Raw genomic sequence first — 9,427 nt, forward strand, 5'->3', positions numbered from 1 at the left:
TGACCGGTCGGTCAGTTCGCGCAGCCAAAAGCCTGTGCCTTCACGCGCTGTGCCCGATCCCCTCCTCCAGTTCCAGCATCAGTCCGCTCAGTCGCTTGACCTTGCGCTGCACCGCTTCCTCGAATACGCCCTTGCGCGGCTCGATCAAAGTGAACCAGTGCTTGGCCCGGGTGATGCCGGTGTAGATCAACTCCTTGGTCAGCACCGGATTCAAGGCATCCGGCAGGATCAAGGCCGTGTGGGCGAACTCCGAGCCTTGAGACTTGTGCACGGTCATCGCGTACACGGTCTCGACATCGTTGAGCCGGCTCGGCAACACGAAACGCACCCCGCCACGCCCGTCATTGCGCGGGAACGCCACCCGCAGCACCGGCTTGCCCGCATCAGCGCCCTCGTGCCCAGGCAACGAGAGAGCGATGCCGATGTCACCGTTCATCAGGCCCAGTCCGTAATCGTTGCGGGTCATCAGCACCGGCCGTCCCTCGTACCACTGCTGGTCGCCTGCGATCAGGCGTGCCTTGAGCAAGGCTTCGGTAATGCGCTGGTTAAGGCCTTCGACGCCCCATGGTCCCTTGCGCACGGCGCACAACAGCTGAAAGGTGTCGAACGCCTCCAGGACTTCGCGCGCCCAACCGGTCCACTCCGGCTGCTCCAACGGCGTACCCGCTGCCGGACGCCGGTTGCGCAGTACGTTCAGGTAGTGCCGATAACCCTGAGGCCCCTCTCCCTGTCCGTCGAGCACCAGGCGTTCCAACTTATGGTCACGCTCGTCCTTGAGCTGCAATGTGAACACATCGCCATGGCTTGCGGCATTGAGCACCCGACGCGCCTCTTCCGGCGCCTGCAGGTTGACGCACCGTGCGAGCTGGCCGATGCCGCTGGCTTCGCCGAAGCGCCGCGAGTGCCGCAGCATCACCACTTGCTGGGCCAGCGGATGCATCCCTTCGCCGTCCTCCTGCAAACCGCTGTCCTGCAGGGACTCCCCGCTGACCGACTCCAGCCAGCGCCGGGTCTCGGGGCTGTACCAGCCGTTCTCGGCATCGCGGCAGAGATCCCCCAGCACCGCGCCGGCCTCCACGGAAGCCAGTTGGTCCTTGTCGCCGAGCAGCACCAGCCGGGCATGGGGCGGCAAGGCATCGAGCAGGTTGGCCATCATCTCAAGGTCGATCATCGACGCCTCGTCGACCACCAGCACATCCAGCGGCAAACGGTTGCCCGCATGGTGGCGGAAATGCCGGGTGCCGGGCCGGCTGCCGAGCAAACGGTGAACCGTGGTCACCTCCGTAGGGATCTTCTCCCGCACCGCCTCGGGAACCTTCAGCGACTGCACCTGCTGGCTGATGGACTCGGTCAGCCGCGCCGCCGCTTTCCCGGTGGGCGCCGCCAGCCGGATACGCAACGGCTGACCGGCCTCAACCGCCGGCGCCTGAAGCAACGCCAGCAAGCGCACGACCGTCGTGGTCTTGCCCGTGCCCGGTCCGCCGGTGACGATGCTGAAGCCTCCCCGGGTCGCCAGGGCGCATGCCAGTTTCTGCCAGTCGATGACGGCCGAGCCCTTGGCCGCGCCGAACAGTTCTTCCAGACGCAGCGGCAGATCCTGCGGAACCGGTTCGGGCTGCGCGAGACGCTGACGCAGCGCTGCGTCGATGCGCCGCTCGTAGGCCCAGTAACGTCGCAGGTACAGGCGCTTGCCCGACAGCACCAACGGACGCTGCAACGCCGACACGCCGGTGTCGGCCGCCAACGCCACCACCGGACTGCCGGCCAGCACCTTGCACCAATGGCTGCCTTCCAGCGTGGCGAGCAATTGCGACGGCAGCAGCCGGGCGCCTGCCTGCACATCGCCTTCCGGCGGCAGCGACAGGGCAAAATCAGGTGACTTGAGGGTTTCGAACAGATCCAGGCACACATGGCCGTGACCGAGCTGGTGGCTGGTGAGCGCCGCGGCGAGCAGCACCAGCGGATCGCCGTCGGGGGCCAGTTCGTGAAGGAACGCCACGAATGCCTTGTCCAGCGCCCGCAGCCAGCCCCGTTCGACCCAGCGGGTGAGCAGGATCAGCAAATCGTCGGCACAGGTCAAAGGCGAGAGATCGGCCAGGCTGTCGTCGGCCAATGGCGTCGGCAGCAGATCAGCGAACGAGCGGCTCACAGCAATACCCCCTGTTCCCAGGCGGGTTCGTTCCTGGGTTCCGGTTTGCCCTGGAACATCCGGTCGAGGCGCTCGATCAGCTCCCGTGGCGGACGCGTGAAATACACGCCTCGGCTGCTCGCCCGGCTGCCGCGCAGGTACAGGTACAACGCTCCGCCGACATGCCGGTCGTAATCGTAGTCGGCCAACCGGGCCTTGAGCTGCCGGTGCAACGCCAGCAGGTAGAGCACGTATTGCAGGTCGTAGCGGTTTTCGAGCATCGACTGTTCCATGGCCTGTTCGGTATAGGCGGTGTCGTCGGCACCGAGCCAGTTGGATTTGTAGTCCGCCACGTAATAGCGGCCACCGTGTTCGAAGGTCAGGTCGATGAAGCCCTTGAACATGCCGTTGAGCTGCACCGGTTCGGCGGCGACCCGCGCCACGCCGCGATGCGTGAACTGGCGCACCAGGTCGTCCAGTTTCACCACATCGACCTTGTGGCTGGCAAACCAGAACTCCATTTCCACGCGGTACTGCTGCAACCTTTCGAGAATCACCGGCGGCTGTTCGCCAACGGGCAAAGGTGACTTGAGCAATTGCTGCAGCCAATCGCGCAAGGGAGAGATCCAGGACTCCCAGCCACGTCGATTGCAACGCCGCGCGATCGCATCCGTCAGCGCCTCGGCAGACACGGCGAACCCTTCCTCTCCGGCCCACTCCAGAAGACCGTGCAGGAAGGTTCCCGGGTTGGGGCCGCGGGGAAAGCGGTGGATATCGGCGCCCCCGACGACAGCCTCCCTTGGTGCATCGGGATCGAGGCGTTCATCATCGAACAATTTCTGCGCTTGCGGGCTCTCCGGCGCCTCTTCGAGTCCATCGCTCAGCACATCACTGATGCGCAAGGCACTGTAGGACGCGATCCACCAGTTCTCGCTCGCCGTGCGGGCGGGCAGCAGCGCAGGACGCAGCGTCGCATGGTTGCCTGGAGGCAGATACGGCTCGTCGGTCGCCAGCGGCATCGCTTCGAGACCGAGCGCGGAACTGCCTTGGCGCAGCCCCTCCAGCCAAGAGGCCAACCCGCCGGACTCGGCCAACGGCGCACCGCCGCCCAACAGGTAACCCAATGCGCAAAGGTGCAGCACCGAACTGCTGTTGCTGCCACGCTTGAGATCCGCCACCCCCAGCCAGCACGCATGCTGCGCCCGGGTCAGCGCAACGTAGAGCAGGCGCAGATCCTCCGCCAGACGCTCGTCGTCCGCCAGGGCGACCAGTTCCGCCGTGGGCTTGAGACTGACCTGAGCCTCGCCCTCCGCGTCGTGGTAATGCAGCGGCAGACGACTGCCGTCCACCGGCTTCGCCGAACAGATGAACGGCAGGAACACCAGCGGATACTCAAGCCCCTTGGACTTGTGGATGGTCACGACCTTGACCAGCTGCTCATCGCTTTCCAGGCGCAGGATCTGTTCCTCACCCGCCTGCCCGGACAGCACCAGATGTTCGGCCAGATGCCGGATCAGCGCCTGTTCGCCGTCCAGTTCAGCCGCCGCCTGCTGCAACAGCTCCGACAGGTGCAGCAGGTTGGTCAGCACACGTTCCCCGTCACTGCGCGCCATCAATGTCTGCGGCAGGTGAAAGTCGTGCAGCAGACGCCGCAACATGGGCAGCACGCCTTGCCTGCGCCAGAGTTCGCGGTACCCGCGGAACTGCATGACCCGGTTTTCCCAGACCCGCTCGTCCCGGTTGAGGCGCTCCAGTTCCACCAATGGCAGGTTCAGCGTAATGCAGGCCAGGGCCGCCTTGAGCGAGCGTTCGACATCCGGCTCGGCGCAGGCCTTGAGCCAACTGAGCAGGTCGCGGGCCTCCTGCGCGGCAAAGACCGAGTCCTTGTCCGACAGGTAAACGCTGCGCACGCCCCGTTTAGCCAGTTCATCGCGTACCGCCTTGGCCTCCTTGCCGTCGCGGACCAGTATCGCGATGTCCACCGGACGCAGTCCCCTGAAAGCCTTGCCGTCTTGCACGAACCCCGCCCGCCCGGTCTGCCCGCCATTGAGCAGAGAGGCGATCTCGCTGGCGCAGGCCGCCGCGAACTGCTGACGATACACCGCACCGGACAGAGGCTGAGCGGAGGACAACTGCCAGAGGTTGAGCGCCGCGACGTCTTGCCCGGCCACCAGCAGCCGTTCCTTCCGGCCCTGGGCATTCACGGGCTGGAACGGCACCGGGTTATCGCCATCACTCTCCCGGAACAGAAACGCGCCTCGCCCCTGTTCACGGGATTCGGCACGCTCGAACACATGGTTCACCGCATCGACCATGCCTTGGCTGGAACGGAAGTTGGTGTCCAGTGTGTGCAGCCGGCCCGCCGTGGCTTGCCGGGCACGGAGATAGGTGTAGATGTCAGCGCCGCGGAAGGCGTAGATCGCCTGTTTCGGATCGCCGATCATGAACAGCCCGGTCTCGGGATCGCTGTCTGCGATGCGATAGATGCTGTCGAAGATCCGGTACTGCACCGGGTCGGTGTCCTGGAACTCATCGATCAGGGCGACCGGAAACTGCTCGCGGATCAGCGTGGCGAGGCGCTCGCCCCCTTCGGAGCGCAATGCCCCGTCCAGGCGCAGCAACATGTCGTCGAAGCCCATCTCGGCGCGGCGGCGCTTCTCGTCCTCAAAGCGCGCACCGACCCATCCGGCAGCGTGCACAAGCACGGCAGCGTCTGGCGTCGGCAATGCATCGAGGCTCGACTTGAGCGTCAGCATCGCGTCCAACCCCGGATGGTGCGGCGGTTCACCCTTCCAGGCCTCGGCCATGCCGTCGGGCGTGAGACGGGTGAACCCGGTGCCGATGTCCAGTTGCTCGAGCGCCTCGTCTTCGGCCCATGCCTTGAGCTTCTCGAACCAGGGCTCAAAGTAGCGGGCCTGCATCTTGCGGCCATCGACCGCCTTGCCTGCGACGCCTTCATGGCAAATCGCGAGCAGCTCGTCCGACCAACGCCGCCAAGGCATCTTCAGCTCAAGCATCGCGGCACGGCGCTCATGCAGGCATTGCTCGATCAGTTCGGCCGGCGCCCTGCCGTCGTCGCTCTCGCGGGCGCTGGAAAACAGGCCCCGTATCCGCGGCAGCAAGGCCGCAGGCCCGCCCCAATTGTTACGCACCCAGTTCAGGGCATCGCCTTGCATCGGGTAGCAGAACAGACGCCAATAATCGCGCAGCACTTCGGCGAGCAGGTCGCTGTGGTCGGTCTCCAGCGTCTGGGTGAACAGACTGCCGCTGTCGAACGCATGCTCACGCAACATGCGCTGACACCATCCGTGAATGGTCGAAACGGCGGCCTCATCCATCCATTGCGCAGCGACGTCCAGACGACTCGCGCAACCGGGCCACCGCTGCGGATCGAACTGTTCGCGCAAGGCCTCGATCAAGGCATCCGGCGCCGGCGTTTCGTCGCGGAAGAAACGTGCCGCTTCAGCCAGCCGCGTGCGGATCCGTTCGCGCAACTCCTTGGTGGCGGCATCGGTGAAGGTCACCACGAGAATCTGCGGCGGCAGCAACTCACGCCCGAAGCCTGCCTCCTCGCCACCGTGTCCGAGGATCAGCCGCAGGTAGAGCGCAGAGATGGTGAAGGTCTTACCGGTGCCGGCACTGGCCTCGATCAGTTGGCTGCCGCGCAGCGGAAACGTCAGCGCCAGAGGTGTCTTGGCTGTCATGGGCGGCTCCCCTCAGCGGTCAGCGATCGCCACCCGGCCTCAAGCAATGGGCGATACAGGGCATCGCACCAATCGGGAAAGGTCTCGTCCGCCGCCAATGCATCGAAGTCCGCGAACTGCCGGGCGAGGGCCGGGCTTTCGCTCCGTTCGCCCTCGCTGGTCAGGCCATCTCCTTCGTAGGCCTTTCTGGCGGCGGCTTCGGCCTTGAGCGGGTCGGTCTGGGACAGCCACGCAAAAGCGGTCTTCACCGCGACAGGCAGCGGCTGGCGCATGCCGGCCTGCCAGGCAAGCAGCAGATCCTCCAGAATGCCTCGGGCCCGATCCGATGCCATGGGATCGAGCAACAACGAGTCATCACTGGCCACCAGGGCGGTCGTCAAGGAAAGTCCGTTGGCACAGGCCACCACATGGTTGACCCATGTCTTGGTCAGGCGATGCCATTTGCGGCTTTTGATCGAGCCGATGCCGTTGGGGATCGTCGTGACGGACAGGACGCCACCGTCCGCTCGCTGATGCAACCCGCCAAGCCATCCCTCCAGCCGCAGCTCCTGCCATTCGAGACTGACCGGAATGGCTCCCGTCAGCGGCGTGGGCCACAAGGCCAGCAACTGTTGATAGCGCTGCAGCAGATCCGGCAACGGTTCGATCAGCTCCCGTTGCAGGCATTCGCCGAAACCGGCCATTGGCAACAGCCCGCTGTTCTGCAACCGGCGGGCCTGGGTTTCCAACGCCCTTTCGGCCTCGTCCGGCTGCCTCAATGCAGCCTCAAGCAGGCTGTCGCTGAGGGTATAACGCTGCAAGGCATCGAGCACGAAAGGCTCTTCGTCCGCCAGCGGCGCCTGGGCGGACTCGAAATGAACCTTGACCCTCTGGGTGAAGAAATGCCGAACCGGATTGCGCAGGAAATCCTGCAGCAGCGCCAGGCTCAGCGGCTCCTCCGGCACATGGGGATCAAGCAGCTGCGTGGCCGAACCGGGCTCCTGGCACTGGTGCAGCACCCGCCATTCGCTGGCGTAGCTGAACAACCCTTCTCCCTCATGAAAATAGCGTGAACTGAACGGCTGCAGCGGGTGTTCCTCGGTCAGGGCGTGCACCAGGCTTTCACTGTCCACATTCAACCGCCAACCGCTGGCGAGGTGATCGCGCAACTGCCCGATCAGCACCGAGGGTGGCCGCTCGCTGTTATCCCGGATGCTGCGTCCGACCCAACTGACATAGAGCTGATGGCGGGCGGACAGCAGGGCCTCAAGCAAGAGATAGCGGTCGTCCTCCCGTCGCGAACGGTCTCCGGGCCGGTAGTCGCTGCCCATGAGGTCGAAGTCCAGCGGGGGCTGTGCCCGCGGGTAATCGCCATCGTTCATGCCCAACAGGCAAACGAGCTTGAAAGGAATGGCGCGCATCGGCATCAGCGTGCAGAAGTTCACCGCACCGGCAAGAAACCGCTGGGACAAACGGCCCTGATCCAGACCGGCCAACCAGGCCTCCCGCACGACGGTCAGCGGCAGCTCATCCTGCAATCGCACGGCGTCGCAAGTTTCCAGCCAAGCTTCCCGCAGCTCCTCGAGCTGGCTGATCAAATACTCGTCGTGTTCATCACCGGCCTTGAAGAACACCTGCATCAATCCCTGCAACCGACGCCCCCATTCCTGAGGTCTCGCAGGTTGCATGAGCTCTTCATGGGCAAGCTCCAACGCATCCAGCAGGGCGACCAGGGGCCCGATCAAAGCGGCGTCCAGGCCCCCGATTTCATCGTAAGGCTCGATCTGTTCATAGGCATTGGCGCTGCCGACCGCATACCCGAGCAGCATCCGCCGCAAGCCGAAGCTCCAGCTGTTTTGCTCGAGCTCGTCCGGCAGTCCAAGCCCGGCCCGTTGTTCGGCGTTCAACCCCCAGCGCACACCGGCACCTTCGATCCAGCGGTGCAGGGTCGGCAGATCACGTTCCTGCACACCGAAACGCAAGCGCAGGGCGGGCACATCCAGCAGATCAAGGATTTCGCTCACCGGGAATCGGCTGTCCGGCAGCTTGAGCAAGTGCTCGACCGCGATCAGCAACGGCTCACGTCCGCGCTGCCCCTGATCGGTCAATGTGAACGGGATGAAACGTGGATCGCGACGGTCTAGCTGCCCGAACACCGCCCGGATGTGGGGGGCGTAGCTGTCGATGTCCGGCACCATCACGATCACATCCCGGGGACGCAAGCCGGGGTCGGCGCTGAAACGGGCCAGCAACTGGTCGTGGAGAATCTCCACTTCACGCTGGGCACTGTGGGCGACATGAAAACGGATGGATCCGTCCAGGCTCGGATCCACGCAAGGCCAGCGCTCGCGCGTCTCGTTGAGGGGACGCAACTCGAGGATGTCGTCCTGCAGTTGATTGAGCAGCGTTAGGGGTTGCGTCTCGCTGAACAGATCGATACGCCCGTCACGGAACGCCGCCCGGTAACTGTCGGGCTCGTCATAGCTGTCGAGCAGGTTGATGTAATCGCGCCCTTGCTTGCCCCAGGCGGCGAGCAACGGATGGGCATGCTGATGCAGGGCGTCCGGGTCGAGCGCCGCAGGCATGCCGCTCTTGCGTGACTGGCGTTTGTATTGATGCCGCAGCAGATCCTTGTCGGCAACGATGTCGGCCCAATGGTGGCGACACGGGTTATGGACGCACAGCAACACTTGGCTGAAACGGGCCAGCCCCGCGAGCGCCTCCAGCACTTGGGCAGGCAATGAAGAAATCCCGAATACGATGACTCGGGCGGGGATTCCAAATGGGGCGCTCCCCAACTGATTGATGCGTTCGATGAACCGTTGGTGAACACCGGCGCGGCTCTGGGCCATGCCTTGTTCCCCCACGTCGTCGAGCAACGCGCGCCACAGTTCGGCTTGCCAGCAACTGGCGGCGGCCAGCGGTCTGACCTCGCCCCTGACGCTGCGGAGTTGATGGCGCCCCTCGGCCCAATCCTCGAGCCAGTCTGCCCGGTACACCTGGTACTGGTCGAAAAGATCCGCAAGCCGTTCGCAAAGCTGATACCGCTTGCGCAGGTCCGTGTCGCGGGTGAGGAATCGTTGAAGCGGCTCGAAATGTGGCCGCTCGATGACCTGCGGCAACAGACGCATCAGCCGCCAGGTCAGCGGGGCCTTGTCCAGCAAGGACTTTGCCGGGATCTCGTCCCGCCCCAAAACCGTTCGGTAAAGCTGCCACATGAAACTGCCCGGCAACTGCACGTCGATGGCGGCAGCAATACCGCAACCACCCGAATCGTCTCCGTCAGGATCCTCGGCCAGTGCCAGCTTCAACCATTGCGCAATGCCGTTGCTTTGTACCAAGGCAATCTCATTATCCAGAGGCGCCAGCGGATAACGACGCATGATGCTCACCACCAAGCTGCGCAGCTCGTCCAGACTGTTGCTCTGAACGACCATGAATGCTGGGTTGAGGGACTGGGCGTCCGGCATGAAGGATTCCTTGGAGAAGTACAAAGCCAGGGCAGAACCTTAGCACTGTCGACAAGTTGTGACAGCCGGACGCAGGCCAACTGTGCTGTACGAACTTTCCTGCGGGCAAAACAAAACCCCAACCGCTTTCGCAGTTGGGGTTTCGG

Annotated in this window: 3 protein-coding genes; all 3 read right to left on the reverse strand. The window is 64.4% G+C overall.

Going from position 1 to position 9,427, the window contains the following annotated elements:
* Positions 1–40: 40 nt before the first annotated feature.
* The 3 genes from recD to recC are packed head-to-tail and all read right to left on the reverse strand — an operon-like array spanning position 41 to position 9,281.
* Entirely contained in the window at positions 41–2,149 is a 2,109-nt protein-coding gene (gene recD, locus ACIP0B_RS11800) for an exodeoxyribonuclease V subunit alpha (protein WP_400832051.1), read from the reverse strand.
* Positions 2,146–5,832 carry an exodeoxyribonuclease V subunit beta gene (gene recB / locus ACIP0B_RS11805; protein ID WP_400832053.1) on the reverse strand — a complete coding sequence of 1,229 codons (3,687 nt, stop codon included), beginning with the start codon at positions 5,830–5,832 and terminating at the stop codon, positions 2,146–2,148. The genes recD and recB overlap by 4 nt, the downstream gene beginning before the upstream one ends.
* Positions 5,829–9,281, reverse strand: a complete 3,453-nt coding sequence (gene recC / locus ACIP0B_RS11810) for an exodeoxyribonuclease V subunit gamma (RefSeq protein WP_400832054.1) — start codon at positions 9,279–9,281, stop codon at positions 5,829–5,831. Before recC ends, recB begins: the two co-directional genes overlap by 4 nt.
* Between the last annotated feature and the right edge of the window lie 146 nt (positions 9,282–9,427).

Origin of the sequence: Pseudomonas sp. NPDC089534, assembly GCF_044749305.1 — a bacterium.
Lineage (GTDB): Bacteria > Pseudomonadota > Gammaproteobacteria > Pseudomonadales > Pseudomonadaceae > Aquipseudomonas > Aquipseudomonas ekonensis.